The sequence below is a fragment of the Streptomyces sp. S063 genome, assembly GCF_002832675.1.
Classification (GTDB): domain Bacteria; phylum Actinomycetota; class Actinomycetes; order Streptomycetales; family Streptomycetaceae; genus Streptomyces; species Streptomyces sindenensis.
The window spans coordinates 7,341,456-7,358,601 of record NZ_CP021707.1; the positions used below are offsets into that span (position 1 = coordinate 7,341,456).

The following is a 17,146-nucleotide window of genomic DNA, read 5'->3' on the forward strand; positions in this document are numbered from 1 at the left end:
CGTTCGCTCAGGCCAGCCTCACCCTCACGGTGTGCGTCGCCCCGCGCGTCCCGGACAGGTCGCCGAAGACGAGCCGCAGCGATGCGTCCGTGGTCGCCGACGTCACCGTCGCCGGCTTCGACACGACCGAGGCGACGGCCCGGTTCCAGGTGAGGGTCAGGCTGGTGCGCATCCGCATGGGGTCGCTCACGCACACCATCGCCGTCCCGTCGGCGAGTTCGGTCACCATGACGGAGCACGGGGCGTCCGCCACCAGGGGGCCGACGCTCCCGCCGAACCAGAAGTTGACCGCCGTCAGTCCGAGCGAGGGGACCGCCACCCCCTGCTGGTCGTCCGTGTTGGCGAGCACCCGCAGCCAGCCGCTGTCCGCCGCCCGCTCTGCCGTGCGCTGTTCGGACGCGCCGGGCAGGAGCTGGTACGCGTACGTGGCGGCCGACGGGTCCGTGCCGTGGTCGAACCAGAGGGTGAGGTACTTCCGGGACGCCGGATCGGTGGAGCCCGCCCGGTTGATGTCGCGCCAGCGGCCCGTCCGGTTCTCCCGCAGCGCCTTCACACTCGCCCCGCCCGGGAACACGTAACCGCCGTGCCCGGCCAGGTGCGCCCAGGACGCGCCGGACAGCGTCGCCGACCAGGGGGCGGCGACCGGTTTCGCCGAGCCGTCCACGGTGAACGGGGCGTTGCCCGTCGGCCCCAGGTTCCGGTTGTCGACCGTGGTCTCCACGGTCGTGCCGTCGCGGCCGTGGATGCCCGCGCCCAGACACACCACCGTGTCGTCGAGGAAGAACCACGACTTCTTCGCCATCAGCGTGCTGGAGAGGCCCTTGACGTACTGGCCCACGGCGGCGCGCTTGGTGTCGGTGACCCCGCCGACCCAGTTCACATCCGGGAGCGCGTTGCCCAGTCGCCGCCCGCCCCGTCGGCTAGCACCTTGCGCGAGACCGTGGTGCCGGGCAGCCGGTACGGGTCGACGGTGGGCCAGAACGCGTCGCTGTACTGGCCGTTGGCGAAGGTGTCGCCCCACCAGTAGAGCATCCCGTTCCCGGTGTGCCAGCCGCGCAGATTCTCGCCGTTGCCGGTCTCGTAATAGGTGATCCGCCGGTCGGCCATGCTCAGCGACGCCGACCAGCCGGGACGGCGGTGGGTGGCCCGGGCCATGTCGGGGAAGAGCCGGTGGCCCGCCGGTTCTGGGATCGGGGTGAGGGCGGTGTCGTCCAGGACGCTCTTGATCCGGGCCAGCGCGGTGAGCCCGAGCGAGGGGTTGCTCAGCGGCGGGCTGTAGTAGTCGCGTTGCGCCCAGCCCTTGACGAGCGCCCGCCACCGGGCGTTCTCGGCGGCCGACGCGCCCCGCCCCAGCAGCACGATCGAGGCCAGGATGGGGTGCCCGCGCCGGTGGTCGTCGGCCTCGCCCCGGCTGATCGCGCGCCCCGCGACGGAGTCCATGACCAGGCCGTTGTAGAGGAACGGGGCCCACGCGTTCTCCACCGCGTCGAACACCACCTGCCGCTTCGGGTCGGTGACCTCCCACGTGGTGCCCTTCAGCAGCGCGAACAGCAGCCCGAGCCCGCCGAGCATCACCGATCCGTAGCTGCCGGTGTAGGGCACGGTGGTGTGCTGGATGAACGAGCCGTCGGCGTACAGCCCGTCGCCCTTCGTCACCAGCGGGAAGACCGGGGAGAGGGCGTCCCGGGCCAGCGCGATCTTCGCCGCGGTCCCTCCGACGACCCCGCGCAGGGCCAGCACCCGGCACAGGTCGACCCGGTTCGCCCCGGTGCTGGTCCCGGTGTAGGAGGCGACGGCGGAGTCCGGGACGAAATGGTCGACGGCGGCGCAGTAGCGGGCGAGCCGCGCCGGGGCGATGGCGTCGTACATCAGCACGCACACGTCCAGCAGGGCCTGCGGCGCGCCGATCTGCCAGCTGTACCAGTTGCCGTACCGGGTCTGTCCGTCGTTGTAGACCTGGGTGTTGAGGTGCTCCAGGCCGGTGAGCACGGCGTCGCGCAGGGCGGTGTTCCCGGTCAGCCCGGTGCCCTGCTGGCGGTAGGCCTGGGCCATGGTGTTCAGGCGGATGAAGCTGTCGGCCATCCGCCCCGAGAAGACGTACGACTCCGCGTCCGTGTCCGGATCAGGATCCGCGAAGACGGCGTCGGGCCAGAGCGAGCCCTCCGCCGGGGCCATCGCCTCCAGCCACTGCGACGCCTTCGCGCCGAGGTCGGCCAGCCGGCTCCTGAACGGCTCGGCTGTCGGGCTGAACCCCTCGCCGAGGATCAGCGCGCTCCATGTCGTGCGGAGCGCGGCGTACGGATCGTCCTCAGGGGCGGCGGAGGCGGCGCCGGGCGCGGCGAGCATCAGCGCCCCGCCGCCCGCGGCGGTGAGCACCGCGGAGGTGGCCAGGAAGGTACGGCGGGACCAGGCAGAAGTCATGGGAGAGCTCCGGGTCGGTGACGTGTCTCCGGCGGGAACCCGGCGCGTGGAGGGCACCGAAGGAACGGGCGCTGAACCGACCCCGGGATCCGACTGTTCTGAGCGGGCGGGCACTTTCTAGCAGCCGCCAGACGACACGCTCAATGACTTTGGCCGAATTGATCGTATCGATCGCTTCTTGGGGCGTGTAGGGCTCTCCCGTCAAGGAGCCGGCTCGCACAGCTCGCGTCGCCGCAAACCACCGCTCGGATCGTTTCGAGCGGATGCGATCGATATGGTTGACCCAGGCCGGACGGCGGCCGCCCGGGGCCGGGAACCCCGTGCTTCCGCCACCGGAACGCCGTTCGCCCGAGCCCAGCCGTCTCCGAGTCCAGGGGGATCCATGCGACTGCACGTCGACCAGCGCCACGAGCGGGTGCTCGAACTCGTCCGCGAGCGCGGCAGCCTGCGCGTCGCCGAGCTCGCCGAGGAACTCGGCATGTCCGCCGTCACCCTGCGCCGGGACGTCGAGGCGCTGGCGGCCCAGGGGCTGGTGGAGCGGCTGCACGGCGCGGTGGTGTGGCCCGCCGGGCAGTCCCGGCCCGCACCGGCCCCCGCTCCGTCCGCCGAAGGACTGGTGGTGGGCATGGTGGTGCCGACCACCGAGTACTACTACGCGGACGTGGTGCGCGGTGCCCGGGAGACCGTCGAGGCCGCGGGCGCCCGGCTGACGATCGGGCTCTCCCACTACCTCCCCGACGAGGACGCCGCCCAGGCCCGGCGGCTGCTGTCCACCGGCGCCGACGGGCTTCTGCTCACACCCAGCTGGGAGCGCGGCTGCCCGGAGCGGGGCGAGGGGTTGTGGACGGTGGAGCCGAAGACCCCCGTCGTCCTGGTGGAACGCTCGGCACCCCTCGGCCATCCGGCGGCGCGCCTGGACCGGGTGCGCTCGGACCATGCGCACGGGGCCGCCGAAGCGGTGGCGCACCTTGCCGGGCTCGGCCACCGGGCGATCGCGCTCGCCGTGCAGGACAGCCCGACCGCTCCCCGGCTCCGGGTCGGCTACCGGGCCGCCGTGGAGGCGCTGGGGCTGACTCCGGTGCCGACCTCCCCGTTGGACGAGGCCCCGTCGCGGTCGGAGGCCGATCGTTTCGAGCGAACCCTGGAGTACCTGTGCCAGGGCGTGGCGAGCGGCAGCGTGACCGCCGCGATCGTGCACAGCGACGCCGACGCGATCGTCCTCATCCCCCGCCTCCAGGCCAGGGGGGTGCGGGTGCCCGAAGACCTCGCGGTGATCGCGTACGACGACGAGGTCGCGTCGCTCGCCGACCTGCCGCTCACCGCGGTGGCCCCGGACAAGTACGCCGTGGGCGCCGCCGCGGCCCGGCTCCTGCTGTCCCGCCTCGGCGTGGCCGAACCCGGCGCGTCGGACGCGACGGGCCCGGGGGCCGGGGGCCGTCGGCATCTGGACATCCTGCCCACCCTGCGGGTCCGGGTCTCCTGCGGGGCGGCCGCCCCCGCTCCCTGACGCTGAAAGCACCGCGCCACGAGCCGCGCCCCGGGCCAACAGACCCTGGGGCACGGCTTTTCGCGTTCCCAGGGGGCGGGGGTGCCGGGAGCGGCCTCTACGCCCCTGGATGATCGATTCGATTGAATTGGTCATTCGCTCTTGACGGCGATCGGTTCTGCGCAAAATGATGTGTGTCGTTCACCTCATCTCCCGCAGTTCGAGGTCTCGTAGGAGCCGGCCCATGCCCTGTATCGCCCGCACGTCCCGCCTCGCCCTCGCGGCGTCCGCCGCCTCACTCGCCCTGCTCGTCACCGCCTGCGGCGGATCGGGCTCGGACGCCTCGGGCCCCGGGGACGGCAACCCCGTCACCCTCACCTTCTGGTCGGCCACCGCGGGCGCCAAGGAGACCGCCGACGCCTTCAACAAGACGCACACCGACATCAAGGTGAAGTTCTCCATGGTCCCCGCGGGCCCCGAGGGCGTCACCAAACTGTCCAACGCGGTCAAGGGCGGCAACGCCCCCGACGTGGCGACCATGGACTACTCCGCCCTGCCCGAGTACGCCAGCGAGGGCAACCTGGAGAACCTCACCCCCAGCTCCGGCGAGCTGGTGGAGAAGGAGTTCCCCGAGGCCGTCCAGTCCCTGGTCAACCTCGGCGGGTCCACCTGGGCGGTCCCCTTCGACGTCACACCCATCCAGCTGTTCTACCGCAAGGACCTGTTCAAGAAGCACGGCGTCGACGTGCCGACGACCTGGGCCGAATACCGTACGGCCGCCGAGAAGATCCACGCCGCTGATCCCGACGTCACCATCACCAACTTCGGCGGCGGCGACCCCGCCCTGCTCTCCGGCCTCGCCTGGCAGGCCGGCGCCCGGTGGTACGGCACCAACGGCGACGCCTGGAAGGTCGACATCGACGACCCGGCCTCCCGCAAGGTCGCCGCCTACTGGGACGACCTCCTCGCCGAGGGCCTCGCCTCCAAGACCCCGCTCTGGGGCGAGGGCGAGACCAAGGAACGCGCCACCGGCAAGGTCGCCACCATCATCGGCGCCGCCTGGAGCGCCGGGAACTTCCCCGTCAGCTACCCCGACTCCAAGGGCAAGTGGGGCATAGCACCCCTGCCCACCTGGGACGGCAAGGCGAGCACCGGCATGTACGGCGGAACCTCCTACATCGTGCCCAAGGGCAGCGAACACACCGAGGCCGCCGCCGAGTTCATCAAGTGGGTCACCACCGACCCGGAGGCCATGACCGCCCGCCTCAGCTCGCTCAAGACCCCCAGCAGCGCCCTGCCGGCCAACGAGGGCATGCGTGCCGCGGCGGCGAAGCAGTTCGACAACTCCTACTTCGGTGACCAGGACGTCTACGCGCTGGCCGGCGAGGCCGCCGACACCATCGTGCCCGGCTGGACCTGGGGCCCGGTCCAGCAGCAGGTCACCTCGGTGCAGATGGCCGCGGGCGGTGACCACACCAAGATGCTGAGCACCGGTCAGGCGAAGGGCGAGACGGCGGTCACCGACCGCGGTCTGAAGCTCGACAAGTAGCCACGCGCGGCTGCCCGGCACCCGCGGTGCCGGGCGCCCCTCCCGACCGACCGCCCCACCCCGCCGAAGGAGCACCAGGTGGCAGCCCCACTCGCCCGGCCGGCCAAGACCCCGGCACCCCCGGCCGTGCCGCCTCCCGCCGGAACCACCGGATCCGCCGGACCGGGAAGGCCCGGCGCCCCGGGCGGACCCGGCACACGACGCGGACAACGCCGGGCCGTCGCCCTGTTCACCGTCCCGTTCTTCGTGCTCTTCGCCGCCGTCACCGTCCTGCCGTTGATCTACGCGGCCTGGATGAGCCTCTACCGGGAGGAATCCTCCGGCCTGGGATTCGGCGGAACCGAGCGCGTCTTCGCCGGATTCGGCAACTTCACCGAAGCCCTCGGCAACGAGGCGTTCCTCCGCTCCTTCGGGAACATCGCCCTCTACTGCGTCCTCTACATCCCCGCGATGGTCGGCGGCGCGCTCATCCTCGCCCTGCTCGTCGACTCGTCCATGGCCCGGGCCAGGCGCTTCTTCCAGATCGCCTACTTCCTGCCGCACGCGGTGCCCGGCCTGATCGCCTCGCTGATCTGGCTCTACCTCTACACACCCGGCCTCAGCCCCGTCACCGACGCCCTCGACGCGTTCGGCGCGCACTGGAACTTCTTCGGCGAGGACGAGGCGATCTTCTCCGTCGTCAACATCTCCGCCTGGCAGTGGACCGGCTACAACATGATCATCTTCTACGCGGGTCTCCAGGCCGTTCCCCGCGAGGTCCTGGAAGCCGCGACCGTCGACGGAGCCGGCGCCCTGCGCACCGCCCTCCAGGTCAAGATCCCCATGATCCGGCCGACCGTCGTCCTGACCCTGCTGTTCACCTGCGTCGGCGCCATCCAGCTCTTCGACGCCCCCAAACTCGTCCAACTCCGTGCCAACACCATGGGCGAGGACTGGTCGCCGACCATGTTCATCTACACCGCGGCCTTCAAGGGCCACGACTACGGCCTGGCCGCCGCGAGCTCCCTGCTGCTCGCCCTCGTCGCCGGCCTGCTGTCCTTCGTCGTCACCAAGCTCGGCAACCGGTGGAAGGCCTCATGAGCACCCAGACAGCCCACCGCGAGGCACCGACCGCCGCCCCCCGGCGCGACGGGACCGGACGTCGCACCGCGCCACGGCCGCCCGCGCGCCGAATCCGCACCGGCGGCCTCACCTCCCGGGTGGCGGTGAACGCCGTGCTCGCCGTCGTCGCCGTCTACACGCTGATGCCGCTGACCTGGCTCCTCATCGCCTCCACCAAGAGCTACCGGGACCTGTTCGCCACCAACCCCTTCAGCGTCGGCGACTTCCACCTCCTGACCAACCTCAACGCCCTCCTCGAGTACAACGACGGCGTCTTCGTCCGCTGGATGCTCAACAGCCTCCTCTACACCGTCGTCGCCTCGCTTCTCTCCACCCTCATCTCCGTCGCCTGCGGCTACGCCTTCGACAAATACGCCTTCCGCGGCCGGGAGAAGTGGTTCGGGGTCGTCCTCGTCGGCGTCCTCATCCCCTCGACCGTCGTCCAGCTCCCGCTGTACCTGATGGCCTCCGAACTGGGCCTCGTCAACACCTACTGGGCCGTCCTCATCCCCAGCCTCGTCAACCCCTTCGGCGTCTACCTGGCCCGCGTCTTCTCCGAGGGGTACGTGCCGGGCGAGGTCCTCGAAGCCGCCCGCGTCGACGGAGCCGGCGAGGTGCGGACCTTCGTCACGGTCGCCCTGCCGATGCTCGCACCCGGCTTCGTGACCATCTTCCTGTTCACCTTCACCGCGAGCTGGAACAACTTCTACGGCGCGCTCATGATGCTCAACGACGACCGGCTCTACCCGGTCAACCTGGGCCTGTTCATGTGGAACCAGAACGTCTACCAGCAGCCGGAGCTCTACCCGATGGTCATCATCGGCTCCCTCGTCGCCGTCGTCCCCCTGATCGTCGCCTTCCTCTGCCTCCAGCGCTTCTGGCGCTCGGGCCTCACCGCAGGAGCCGTCAAGTGAGCCACCCCGCCCCGCCCCGGGTGACCCGCCCCCGCACCGTCCTGGCGATGAGCGGCGAGACCCGGGCCGCGATCCTCGCCCCCGAGGCCCTGGACCGGCTCACCCGGGTCGCCGACCTCGACCCCCGCCTCCTCGTCACCGACTTCGGCGCCGACGACTCCGCGCAGCGCACCGGACTCCACGAGGCCGAGGTCCTGTTCACCGGCTGGGGCTGCCCCCCGCTGGACCCGGCCGCCCTGAGCACCATGCCCCGGCTGCGCGCCGTCGTCCACGCCGCGGGATCCGTCAAACACCACATCACCCAGGACGTCTGGAACCGGGGCATCACCGTGAGCACCGCCGCCGCGGCCAACGCGCTCCCGGTCGCGGAGTACACGGTCGCCGCGATCCTCTTCGCCAACAAGAACATCCTGGGGAGCGCCCGCGTCTACCGCGAAGCACGCTCCCGGGTGAACCTCCTCGCACGGTTCCCCGGTGTCGGCAACTACCGCCGCACCGTGGGCATCGTGGGCGCCTCCCGCATCGGCCGCCGCGTGATCGAACTGCTGCGCCCCTACGACCTGCGCGTCCTGGTCCACGACCCGTACCTCGACGAGGCGGACGCCCGGGCCCTCGGCGTGGAGCGCACCGAGCTCGACACCCTGGCGGCCGAGAGCGACGTCGTCACCATCCACGCCCCCGAACTCCCCGGCACCCGCCATCTGTTCGACGCCCCGCGCCTCGCGCTGATGCGGGACGGGGCGACTCTCGTCAACACCGCACGCGGCTCCCTGGTGGACACCGAGGCGCTGGTGAAGGAAGCGGTCACCGGGCGTCTGAACGCCGTCCTCGACCATACGGAACCGGAAGTCCTGCCTGCCGAATCGCCCCTCTACGACCTGCCGAACGTCCTGCTCACCCCGCACATCGCAGGCTCCCAGGGCGGCGAACTCCACCGGCTCGCCGACGCCGCCGTCGACGAACTCGAACGGTACGCGCACGGCCTGCCGTTCGCCCATGCGGTGGACCCCCGCACCCTGCACCAGCAGGCCTGAACCCGTCCCGTGCCCACCCCACGTACCTCACCGGGAGACCCGCCATGTCCCGTGCCCGCCGTGTGCTCGTCGTCGGCATCGACGGGGTGCGCCTCGACACCCTGCGCCGGGTGCCAACCCCGCACCTCGACGCGGTGGCCGACGCCGGCTTCCTGGCCCCGGTGACCGTGGGGGAGGAGACCCCCACCATGTCGGGCCCGTGCTGGGCGACCGTCGTCACCGGCGTCCGCGTCACCAAGCACGCCGTGTGGAGCAACGACTTCAGCGGCCACCGCCTCGGCGTCTTCCCGGACTTCGCCACCCGCCTGGCCCGTCAGGACGGCCGCCGCACCTATGTCGCGGCGGCCTGGGAACCGCTGGTCACCGTCGCCGAGGGCGGCCCGATGCTCCGTCGCCCCACCCGGCTCACCCACCACGCACCGGCCGCCGACACCCCCGCCGCCTGGGAGGAGGCCGATGCCTCGACCGTGCGCGACTCGGTGGCCGTCCTCACCCACGAGGATCCCGAGGCGTCCTTCGTCTACCTGGGCGCCCCCGACGAGACCGCCCACCATCTCGGCTGCGGCACCGCGTACGAGACCTCGGTCGAGACGGCCGACCACCGCCTGGGCGACCTCCTCGCCGCCCTGCGCGCCCGGCCCACGTACGGGGACGAGGCCTGGACCGTCCTCGTCGTCACCGACCACGGGCACCGCGACGAGGGCGGCCACGGCGGCGACAGCCCGGCCGAACGCACCGCCTGGCTCGCCTGCGCGGGCCCGGACGTCACCGCCGGGGCCCGCCCCGCCCGCCCCGTCCGGCACGAGGACGTCGCCGCCCTGGTGTACGCGGCCCTGGACCGTACGCCCGACTCGCACTGGACGCTCGACGGCCGGGAGGTGTCCACCGTGCCGCGCGGTGTGCTCCTCGACATGGACGGCACGCTCGTCGACACCGAGCCGCTCTGGCTGGAGGCGTCGCGTGCCGTCGCGGCGGCCCACGGTCACCACCTCACCGAGGCGGAGGGCGCCTCGGTCCTCGGCCGCACCTGCGCCGACACGGCCGTCACCCTCGCGGAGCTGTGCCCGGAGCCCACCACCGTCGCCGGGCTGGAGGCCGAGCTGGAGGACATGTTCCTCGCCTCGGTCGCGGCGGGCGTGGAACTCCGGCCCGGAGCACGCGCCCTGCTGGACCGGCTGGAGAGGGAAGGCCCGCCCGCGGCTCTGGTGTCGGCCTCGCCGCGCCGGGTGGTGGACACGGTCCTGCGCACCCTGGGCGGCGAGGCGTTCCGTACGACGGTGGCGGACGGCGAGAGCGACCGCTCCAAGCCCTTCCCGGATCCCTACCTCAAGGCGGCCGCGCGGCTGGGGCTGCCGCCCGAGGCCTGTCTGGCGGTCGAGGACAGCCCCACCGGGGTCGCCGCTGCGGAGGCGGCGGGCTGCCGGGTACTGGCCGTGCCGTCGGCGGCGTCGATCGCGCCGGCCCCGGGGCGGCGGGTACGGGCGGACCTGACGGCCCTGCTGCGGGACTGGGGGCCGGAGGGGCGGGCCTGACGAGCCGTCATGAAGACGCCGGGGCCGGCGGGCGCACCGCCCGCCGGCCCCGGCGTCCTCGTCGTCACGCGGCGTGCGCCCGCCCCGGGGCCAGCACCGCCATCAGCCGGGTCACGGTCCGGGCCATCGCGTCCCGGCCGTCCGCCAGATACCGGCGAGGGTCCACGCCCCGGTCGTCCTGGGCGAGCCGTTCCCGTATCGCCCCGGTCATCGCGATGTTCAGCGCGGTCCCGATGTTCACCTTGCGGATCCCGCCCGCCACGGCGCGGGCCAGCTCCTTGTCGGAGGCCCCGGACGAACCGTGCAGCACCAGCGGAACCGGCACCGCCGCACGCAGTCCGCCCAGCAGATCGTGGTCGATGACGGCGTCCCGTGAGGTCATGGCGTGCGAGGTGCCGATCGCCACGGCCAGCGCGTCGACCCCGGTGGCCGCGACGAACGACCGCGCCTCCTCGGGATCCGTACGCGCCCCGGGCGCATGGGCGCTCAGCGGCGGCTCCCCGTTCTTCCCGCCGACCTCTCCGAGCTCGGCCTCCAGCCACAGGCCCCGCTCGTGCGCCCAGACGACGGCGGCGCGGGTGGCCGCGAGATTCTCCGTGTACGGCAGCCGCGCGGCGTCGAACATCGCCGAACTGAATCCGCAGTCCGCCGCCCGGTGCAGCAGCTCCGTCGACTGCACATGGTCGAGGTGCAGGGAGACGGGGACGGCGGCCTGGTCCGCGACCTCCGCCGCGGCGCGCGCGATCGGCCGGGGCCGGCCCCGATGATAGGCGACGGCGTTCTCGCTGATCTGCAGGATCACCGGTGACCCAGCCGCCTCCGCGCCCTCGGCGATGGCTTCCGCGTGTTCCAGGGTGATGACGTTGAACGCGGCGACCGCACGGTGCTGTGCGGCGGCCTCGGCGATCAGATCGCCGGTGGCGGCGAGGGGCATGGCGACTCCGGGATGAGGCTGAGGGGCTGAGGACCGGCGGGCGGGGAAAGGACGGCCCGGCGCTACGAGCCGTGGTGCCGCCGTCAGGCCGTGGTGCTGAGGATGACCGAGCGGGTGAGGTGGCGCGGCCGGTCCGGGTCGAGGCCGCGCGTGTTCGCGATGGCCAGCGCCAGCCGCTGCACCCGGACCAGCTCCGCCAGCGGGTCGAGGCCGCCCGCCACCCATCGGGCGCCGGTCGCGTGCACCTCGTCCATCAGCCCCGACGGGGCCTCGCCGAGCATCCAGGTCGCGGTGGAGCGGGTGGAGATGCTGATCGGGCCGTGCCGGTACTCCATCGCCGGGTACGCCTCGGTCCAGGCGAGCGCGGCCTCGCGCATCTTCAGCGCCGCCTCGTTGGCGAGCCCCACGCTCCAGCCCTGCCCGAGGAAGGTGAACTGGCTGCACTCCACCAGACCCGCGGGCAGCGGCTCGGCGAGCGCGACCTGGGCGTCCTCGACGACCGCGTCGCTGTGCAGACCCAGATGGGCGCGGAGCAGGGTCAGCGCCGATGTCGCGAAGCGCGTCTGCACCACGGACTTCTCGTCGGCGAACTCGAGCACGATCGTGTCGTCGGCCATGGCGGCCATCGGGGTGTCGGGGTCGCCGATGACCACCGTGCGACGGGTCGTGTCACCGATCCGGCCGAGGAGCCCGAGCACTTCCGTCGTGGTGCCCGAGCGGCTGAGCGCCACGACCCGGTCGTAGGGGCGCCCGGCGGGGAACTCGGATGCGGCGAAGGCGTCGGTCTCGCCCTGGCCGCTGCCCTCCCGGAGGGCAGCGTAGGCCTGGGCCATGAAGTACGAGGTCCCGCAGCCGACCACGGCGATGCGCTCGCCCGCCGCCGGAAGCCGGTGGGCCAGCCCGTCCGCCATGCCGGCGGCCACCTGCCAGCAGTCGGGCTGGCTGGCCAGCTCCTGAGCCACGTGCGTCATCTGTGCTCCCTGTTCGTGGCGATCGATGCTCGAAGCTGCATATTAGGCAACCGTTTCAAGCAATATCAAGCAGACAGGTGTCGGGTTCGTGCGCCCGGCGCGACCCGCCCCGCCTCGGCCCACGGGCCGGGTCGCCGCCGGGTGCCCCCGCTGGAAGCGCGGTGGTCGCTCCTTCGCGGTCGCGCATTTCGTCGCGGCCGATGGGTAGGGTGAATGCGTTTCGCGAGATCTGCGGAAAGGCCGAGCCAGGGGGAACGATTCATGAGTTCGCTGACAGGAAAGGTCGCGTTGGTCACCGGTGCCAGCCGCGGCATCGGTCGGGCGATCGCCCGGCGGCTCGCGCGTGACGGGGCCCTGGTCGCCGTTCACTACGGTGTCCAGGGGGACAGGGCGCGGGAAGTGGTCGAGGAGATCACGCACGCCGGCGGACAGGCTTTCGCGCTGGGCTCCCTGCTGGGGGCGCCGGGAGACGTCGAAGCCCTGTACGAGGCGTTCGGCACGGGAATGGCGGACCGGGGAGAGGATCCCGTGCTCGACATTCTGGTCAACAACGCCGGTGTGAGCGGATCGGGTCGGATAAGTGACGCCTCGCCCGAGGTTTTCGACCGCCTGTTCGCGGTCAACGTGAAAGCGCCGCTCTTCCTCATCCAGCAGGGATTGACCCTGATGCGGGACCGGGGCCGGATCATCAACATTTCGTCGGCCGCCGCCCACCGGTCCTTTCCGGAGTCCGTGACCTATGCCATGACCAAGGGCGCGCTGGAGACGCTGACGCTTGCGGTGGCAAAGGAAGTGGCGGAGCGAGACATCACGGCGAACACCGTGGTGCCCGGTTTCGTGGAGACCGACATGAACGCCCGGCGACGCGAGACGCCCGAGGCCGCGGCGGTTCTCGCCGCCCACTCCGTGTTCGGCCGCATGGGCCGGCCGGCCGATATCGCCGACGTCGTCGCCTTCCTCGCCTCGGAGGACTCCCGCTGGGTCACCGGCCAGAGCATCGACGCCACGGGCGGCATCGGGCTCTGAGGGGCGGCGAGGCGACGGGGCAAAGTGGCGAAGAGGACGGTGCCGGGCTCGGAGAGGCCGACGGTGCGGCACCGGAACCTGAGCGATGCCCGGGCCGGTGCCGGGGCGACCCAGATCGCCCCGGCACCGCACACCACGCTCACGCACCCCTGAGCAGCGACTCCCACGCGATCGCGGTATCCGGGTGACGGGCCGCCAGCGCGGCGCCGTCCGGGCCCGCAGGGCCGTCGTCGGAAGCGGCCCACGTACCGTCGCAGCCCAGCAGCTCCGCGACCGCGTCGAGCGTGCCCGGGTGGGCGAAGAGCAGCGTGGCACCACGGCTTACGCCACCGGCCGCCCTCGTCCGGCCGCCGTCCGGCGCACCGGCCCGCGGCATCTCCCGCCACGGCGGCACCCACGCGTCCAGCGCCGCGAGCCGGGCCGGGAAGACCCGCCCCGCTTCCCGGATCAACAGGGGCGCCAGATCCGCGGCTCCGGCGCGCAGGGTCGTGATCAGGCTCGGCAGCCACGGCAGCAGAACCGGATCCGGCAGCCGCCCGAACGCGTTGGACACGGCCTCCACCACCACGTCCGCCAGCCCCGGCACCGGCACCAACGCGTGCACGAAACCGCTCAGATAGCGCGGATAGGCCGGCACCACCATCGGGTTGGCCAGCAGCTCACCGCAGCGCTCCCGCAGCTCGGCCCGCGACAGGGCGCCGAGCTGCACCTGTGCCGCCCACAGGAGCGCCGTCCGCTCCGGGTCGGTGGGGCGGGACTGGGCGACGGCCAGCTCCAGCTGGGCCCGGTCGCAGCCCAGGGACAGCGCGAGGCCCTCCATGCTGAACAGGAAGCCCAGCATCGCCGCCACCTGCCCCACGGTCGCGTCCTCGTCCGTGAACGCCGTCGGCAGCAAGGTGCAGTAGTGCGCGTAGCCGGCCTTGACGAAGGACTCCACCCACGGCGGCAGCACCGGCTCGGCGGTCCGGTAGTACGCCAGCAGCCCCCGCACCCGGCGCAGCACCTCCGGGGCCCCGTCCACCGTGCGCTCGGCGGCGAGGACCTCCAGCGCGCGGGCGCCCAGCTCATCGGCGAGCCGACGGCTGCCGAGATACAGCGTGGCGTCCTCGACGGCGGCGAGGACCACCGCCGTCGTCGCCCGCGGCCCGTACGCATCGCGGCGCAGCCGCTGTTCGAGGACCTGCTCGATGCTCACGCCCTCGTACCCCAGCTCGATGAGCGCCCGCTGATGGGTGCCCAGCGCCAGGTCCCACGACTCCTGGATCGACCGCTCGCCGAGCTTCCGCTCACCCATGATCGGCCGGGCCGCGCCGTGCGGCATCAGCCGGCGCAGCATCCACAGCACGTCCGAGCACGCCCCCAACTCGGGGCGGGAGTTCAGGTCCAGCAGGGCACGCTGCACGCCCCGCTGCTGGAGCTTCAGCTCCAGCGGGGCCAGCCGGTCGTGCACATCGCGGGCCAGCGGCGGCAGCGCGTCGTAACCGACCCGGCCGATCCGGTCGCCGCCCATCATGATCTCGACGAGCCGCCGCACATCGCGCCGGCCCGGCACCGCGTCCTTCTCGATGCAGGTGATCGCCGCGTCCTGGAAGTCGTACGGGGTGGGCTTGGCCCGGTCCCGCATCCCGGCGAGCAGGATCGACGTCTCGAACACCGCGATGGCGTCGGCGGTCGACGCCAGATAGCCACTGCGCCGCGCGGCGCGCACGATGTCCACCGACCAGCCCAGCAGCTCGGCCTCGTCCAGCGTGTCGAGGACCGGTGGCCGCCGCAGGAACCCGGAGAGCCGGTCCTCGGCCGCCCCCGGCGGGGGAGCGGCGAGGGCCGCGGCGGTCTTCTTCGTCGCGCGGGGCTTCTTCGCACCGTCCTGCCCCGCCAGACGGTAGGACTGCACCCGGGCGCGCTTCAGGTTCTTCGCCCACTGGGACGCGGCGATCGACACCGACCCCGGGGCCAGCCCGAACTGCGCCTCGATCGCGGCATGGCTGGACGGGATCAGCCCGTGCTGCCAGGTGGTGGCGGACCGGGGGGAGATGGCGAACGATCCGCCGCCCGCCACCCCGAACTCCTCGACCCGGCTGGCCGCGTGGAAGGCGCCGCACACGTACAGGCAGTCCTCCGGGTCCGCCCCGCCGGCCGTCAGATGTTCGCGGATCCGGGTCCACATGTACCGCTCGCGGTCCTCGTCCACCCGGACCCGGTCCCCGTCGCCCGGAGCGAGCCGCCGGAACAGACTGCCGACCAGGAACATCACCTGACGGTAGGCGTCGTGATCGCTGTCGCCGAGCGGCACCTCGACGTACTGGTGCCACCACTCCGACCAGTGCCGCACCTTGCCGTGGCGCAGCAGATGCTCCTCCAGCTCGGCGAAGCGGGGCCGGAGGTCGCCGATCTCCACGCCCACCGCCTCGCCGTGCAGCGCCGCTTCGGGCTCCGGCGCCCCGTCCGTCGGAGCGGGCGGCTCCTGCGGGGTGTGCTCGCCGTGGCGGTTGTCCCACTGGAAGACATGGTCCGAGGACCGGTCGACGAGGACCAGCTCGACGCCCGGGGTGTCCAGCGCGTACGCGATGGCCTGGTACTCGGCGGACGCCTCGGTGATCGGGGCGACGACCGACAGCGGCGCCCACTCGGCGGGGAACCCGTCGACGTCGCTCGCGAAGGCCTGGACCGCCACCGGCAGGCGGCAGTTGCGCAGCTCGTCCAGGAGTGGCGCCATGTCCTCGCACAGCTCCAGATACACCACCTTGGGCTGCTTCTCGCGCAGTCGGCGGGCCATGGCGAGGGCGGAGGCGGGAGAGTGGTGGCAGACCGGGAAGATCTCCAGCGGCTCGCGCACCGCCCGGTCGACGTCGTCGACCATGCCGAGGAGAATGCCCTCCAACGCGCCGGGCCCGTCGGCGAAGGCGGTCGCGGCCTCGTGCAACTGCTCGCGCAGCGCCGCGAAAGACGCCTGCCCGGGGCTGTTCGCGGACGTCGGGGCGGACCCGTTCGTGGCGGGCGACCGGCCGGGCCGGTTCGTCGGGGACCCGGTCATGACAGCGTGGCGATCGTGTCGCGGCCGCCGTCCAGGAACTCCGGCCAGGAGCCGCCCTCCTGCTTGCTGCGCGGCTCGACGACACCGTGCAGGTACTTGTTGAAGATGGCCAGGTCCTCGGGGTCGCGCCGGGCGAGGGAGCCGACGAGCGAGGAGGCGAGGGTCCGGGCGGTCAGCGTGCGCTCGCCGAAGAAGTTGCTGTGCAGGACGGCGTCCTCCAGCACACCGATCTGCTCGGCCGTCGACAGCGAGGACTCCAGCTTCTCGTCGTCGCTGCCCGCCGCCGCTGCGGAGGCCCGCAGATCGGCGAAGCTCTGGAGCAGAACGTCCAGGAGCGTCGGTGGCACGTCCAGGTCGATCGCGTGGCGGCGCAGCAGCTCCTCGGTGCGGAAACGGACGATCTCCGCCTCGCTCTTCTTGTTCGTCACGACCGGAATGCGTACGAAGTTGAACCGCCGCTTGAGCGCGGACGACAGGTCGTTCACGCCCCGGTCGCGGCTGTTGGCGGTCGCGATGATCGAGAAGCCGGGCTTGGCGAAGACGATGTTGTCGCCCGCGTCCGTACCGTCGCCCTGCAACTCGGGCACGGAGATGTACTTCTCCGAGAGGATCGAGATCAGTGCGTCCTGGACATCGCTGGTGGAACGGGTCAGCTCCTCGAATCGGCCGATGGCGCCCGTCTCCATCGCGGTCATGATCGGCGACGGGATCATCGACTCACGCGACTGCCCCTTGGCGATGACCATGGACACGTTCCACGCGTACTTGATGTGGTCCTCGGTGGTGCCGGCCGTACCCTGCACCACCAGCGTGGAGTTGCGGGAGATCGCGGCGGACAGCAGCTCGGCCAGCCAGCTCTTACCGGTGCCGGGGTCTCCGATCAGGAGCAGACCCCGGTCGGAGGCGAGGGTGACGATCGAGCGTTCGACGAAGCTCCGGTCGCCGAACCATTTCTGGGAGATCTCCCGGTCCAGGCCGTCGGCGCGCTCGGAACCCAGGATGAACAGCCGCACCATCTTCGGGGAGAGCCGCCAGGAGAACGGCTTGGGGCTGTCGTCGACCGACTCCAGCCAGTCGAGCTCCTCGGCGAACTTGGTCTCGGCGGGGGCACGCAACACGTCGGACATCGGAAAGCCTTTCTGAA

11 protein-coding genes and 1 pseudogene are annotated in these 17,146 nt (G+C 72.2%); 7 read left to right on the top strand and 5 right to left on the bottom strand.

What is annotated here, in order from left to right; all coding sequences use genetic code 11:
• Nucleotides 1-7: 7 nt before the first annotated feature.
• Nucleotides 8-2,421, bottom strand: a pseudogene (locus CCZ36_RS33390) (polysaccharide lyase 8 family protein).
• A gap of 382 nt (nucleotides 2,422-2,803) precedes the next feature.
• On the opposite strand from CCZ36_RS33390, the gene CCZ36_RS33395 reads away from it, so the two are divergent.
• The 6 genes from CCZ36_RS33395 to CCZ36_RS33420 all read left to right on the top strand — a co-directional run bounded on the left by CCZ36_RS33395 (nucleotide 2,804) and on the right by CCZ36_RS33420 (nucleotide 10,037).
• Nucleotides 2,804-3,928, top strand: a complete 1,125-nt coding sequence (locus CCZ36_RS33395) for a substrate-binding domain-containing protein (protein WP_128819250.1) — start codon at nucleotides 2,804-2,806, stop codon at nucleotides 3,926-3,928.
• Between the two features lie 223 nt (nucleotides 3,929-4,151).
• Nucleotides 4,152-5,456 carry an ABC transporter substrate-binding protein gene (locus CCZ36_RS33400; RefSeq protein WP_069735904.1) on the top strand — a complete coding sequence of 435 codons (1,305 nt, stop codon included), beginning with the start codon at nucleotides 4,152-4,154 and terminating at the stop codon, nucleotides 5,454-5,456.
• Between the two features lie 78 nt (nucleotides 5,457-5,534).
• Nucleotides 5,535-6,536 carry a carbohydrate ABC transporter permease gene (locus CCZ36_RS33405; RefSeq protein WP_176735198.1) on the top strand — a complete coding sequence of 334 codons (1,002 nt, stop codon included), beginning with the start codon at nucleotides 5,535-5,537 and terminating at the stop codon, nucleotides 6,534-6,536.
• The gene (locus CCZ36_RS33410; RefSeq protein WP_069735903.1) at nucleotides 6,533-7,471 is read left to right on the top strand and encodes a carbohydrate ABC transporter permease; all 939 of its coding nucleotides are present in this window, start codon (nucleotides 6,533-6,535) and stop codon (nucleotides 7,469-7,471) included. The genes CCZ36_RS33405 and CCZ36_RS33410 overlap by 4 nt, the downstream gene beginning before the upstream one ends.
• Nucleotides 7,468-8,505, top strand: a complete 1,038-nt coding sequence (locus tag CCZ36_RS33415) for a hydroxyacid dehydrogenase (RefSeq protein ID WP_128819251.1) — start codon at nucleotides 7,468-7,470, stop codon at nucleotides 8,503-8,505. Before CCZ36_RS33410 ends, CCZ36_RS33415 begins: the two co-directional genes overlap by 4 nt.
• A gap of 44 nt (nucleotides 8,506-8,549) precedes the next feature.
• A complete protein-coding gene (locus CCZ36_RS33420; protein WP_128819252.1) occupies nucleotides 8,550-10,037 on the top strand; it encodes an HAD-IA family hydrolase in 1,488 nt (495 codons plus the stop codon).
• 64 nt (nucleotides 10,038-10,101) lie between these two features.
• On the opposite strand, the gene CCZ36_RS33425 is transcribed toward CCZ36_RS33420, so the two are convergent.
• The gene (locus tag CCZ36_RS33425) at nucleotides 10,102-10,971 is read right to left on the bottom strand and encodes a class II fructose-bisphosphate aldolase (protein WP_128819253.1); all 870 of its coding nucleotides are present in this window, start codon (nucleotides 10,969-10,971) and stop codon (nucleotides 10,102-10,104) included.
• A gap of 83 nt (nucleotides 10,972-11,054) precedes the next feature.
• A complete protein-coding gene (locus CCZ36_RS33430) occupies nucleotides 11,055-11,942 on the bottom strand; it encodes an SIS domain-containing protein (RefSeq protein WP_069735900.1) in 888 nt (295 codons plus the stop codon).
• Nucleotides 11,943-12,203: 261 nt separating this feature from the next.
• Here CCZ36_RS33430 and CCZ36_RS33435 point away from each other — a divergent pair, with 261 nt between their 5' ends.
• Entirely contained in the window at nucleotides 12,204-12,968 is a 765-nt protein-coding gene (locus CCZ36_RS33435; RefSeq protein WP_069735899.1) for an SDR family oxidoreductase, read from the top strand.
• Nucleotides 12,969-13,107: 139 nt separating this feature from the next.
• On the opposite strand, the gene CCZ36_RS33440 is transcribed toward CCZ36_RS33435, so the two are convergent.
• On the bottom strand, nucleotides 13,108-16,002 hold the full coding sequence (locus tag CCZ36_RS33440) for a hypothetical protein (protein WP_069735898.1): 2,895 nt from the start codon (nucleotides 16,000-16,002) through the stop codon (nucleotides 13,108-13,110).
• The gene (locus tag CCZ36_RS33445; RefSeq protein ID WP_069735897.1) at nucleotides 15,999-17,129 is read right to left on the bottom strand and encodes an ATP-binding protein; all 1,131 of its coding nucleotides are present in this window, start codon (nucleotides 17,127-17,129) and stop codon (nucleotides 15,999-16,001) included. Before CCZ36_RS33445 ends, CCZ36_RS33440 begins: the two co-directional genes overlap by 4 nt.
• Nucleotides 17,130-17,146: the final 17 nt, after the last annotated feature.

Coding starts and splice junctions, on each gene's coding strand:
- CCZ36_RS33395 (WP_128819250.1), top strand. CDS start 2,804: ATGCGACTGCACGTCGACCAGCGCCACGAGCGGGTGCTCGAACTCGTC.
- CCZ36_RS33400 (WP_069735904.1), top strand. CDS start 4,152: ATGCCCTGTATCGCCCGCACGTCCCGCCTCGCCCTCGCGGCGTCCGCC.
- CCZ36_RS33410 (WP_069735903.1), top strand. CDS start 6,533: ATGAGCACCCAGACAGCCCACCGCGAGGCACCGACCGCCGCCCCCCGG.
- CCZ36_RS33420 (WP_128819252.1), top strand. CDS start 8,550: ATGTCCCGTGCCCGCCGTGTGCTCGTCGTCGGCATCGACGGGGTGCGC.
- CCZ36_RS33425 (WP_128819253.1), bottom strand. CDS start 10,971: ATGCCCCTCGCCGCCACCGGCGATCTGATCGCCGAGGCCGCCGCACAG.
- CCZ36_RS33430 (WP_069735900.1), bottom strand. CDS start 11,942: ATGACGCACGTGGCTCAGGAGCTGGCCAGCCAGCCCGACTGCTGGCAG.
- CCZ36_RS33435 (WP_069735899.1), top strand. CDS start 12,204: ATGAGTTCGCTGACAGGAAAGGTCGCGTTGGTCACCGGTGCCAGCCGC.
- CCZ36_RS33440 (WP_069735898.1), bottom strand. CDS start 16,002: ATGACCGGGTCCCCGACGAACCGGCCCGGCCGGTCGCCCGCCACGAAC.
- CCZ36_RS33445 (WP_069735897.1), bottom strand. CDS start 17,129: ATGTCCGACGTGTTGCGTGCCCCCGCCGAGACCAAGTTCGCCGAGGAG.